1 protein-coding gene is annotated in these 1,375 nt (G+C 35.9%); it reads left to right on the top strand.

Translation table 11 applies throughout. The annotated features are described in order from the left end of the window. Positions 1-1,256: methyl-accepting chemotaxis protein (locus KI356_RS27510; RefSeq protein ID WP_212937042.1), on the top strand; the 1,256-nt coding region annotated here is incomplete at its 5' end. Positions 1,257-1,375 lie beyond the last annotated feature (119 nt).

Here is a 1,375-nt window from a genome sequence, read left to right as displayed (position 1 = left end):
CTTATGGTGGTAGTGAAAAGAAAATGGTATTCGCTACAAATTTAAAAACAGGTTGGAAAATTGCGGGGACGATGTACTCAAATGAAGTAGTTGAAGCTGCTCAACCTGTATTTTATAATATGTTAATTGTAATGTTTATTTCATTAGTTGTAGGCGGAGCGCTTATTTATTTCGTGACACTTTCTATTACCAAACCTTTAAAACAATTAGTTGTCACTTCTAAAGAAATAAGCGAAGGGGACTTAACTCAAACGATTCAAATACATTCAAATGATGAAATTGGACAACTTGCTAAAGGTTTTAATGAGATGACTCATTCACTACGTACATTAATTGGAAGAATTAATACTTCAGCAGGGCATGTTGCAGCTGCATCTGAAGAGTTAACAGCAAGTGTTAGACAAGCGAGTGAAGCGACTGAACAGATTACAATGGCAATGGATGAAATATCAAGTGGTGCAACGACGCAAACAGCAAGCGTAGAAAATGGTGCCATGTTACTGTTTGATGTAACAGAAGGGATTCAGCATGTAGCAAATAGTTCATCATCTATTAATTCTGCTTCTGCTCATACACGTGAAAAAGCAGAAGATGGCGGAAAACTAGTAGGAAAAACAGTAAATCAAATGCAGTCTATTGCGGCATCTGTTTCGCAATCAGATGCAGTTATTCAGTTATTAAATAATAAATCAAAGCAAATTGGTGATATTTTAGAAGTAATTCAAAATATTGCAGATCAAACAAACCTTCTAGCATTAAATGCAGCAATTGAGGCTGCAAGAGCTGGTGAGCATGGAAGAGGCTTTGCAATTGTTGCTGATGAAGTACGAAAATTAGCAGAACAATCTAGCGTATCATCGAGTGAAATTAGTAAATTAATTTCTGAAATACAAGATGATATGAGTAAGACAGTAAAATCTATGAATAATGTAAATGAAGAAGTTCAATCTGGACTTGTTATCGCAAATGAAACGAAACAAAATTTTGCTGAGATTTTACAATCTACAAATGAAATTGTTGATCAAATTAAAACGATGGTTGAAACGGCTAATGGAATGTCAAAAGGTGCAAATGAAGTATCTATTTCGGTTGGTCAAATTGCTATGACGGCACAAAATAATGCGACGAGTACACAAAGTGTTGCAGCATCAGCTGAGGAACAGCTAGCTTCCATGGAGGAAATTGGTTCTGCAGCTGGTACACTATCTCAAATGGCTGAAGAGTTACAAGTATTAATTGAAAGATTTAAAGTGTAAAGAGAGATGACTGCCTCAAAATAGCATTCGTGCTATTAGAGGCAGTTGTTTCAGCAAATATTTTAATAATTAGTGGAGGATGGGCGGAAAAAGGGGTACGGAAACGATTCTAGGGATGA

The organism is Bacillus hominis (assembly GCF_018332515.1).
Taxonomy (GTDB): Bacteria; Bacillota; Bacilli; order Bacillales; family Bacillaceae_G; genus Bacillus_A; species Bacillus_A hominis.
This window is presented reverse-complemented; position numbering and strand designations above follow the sequence as displayed.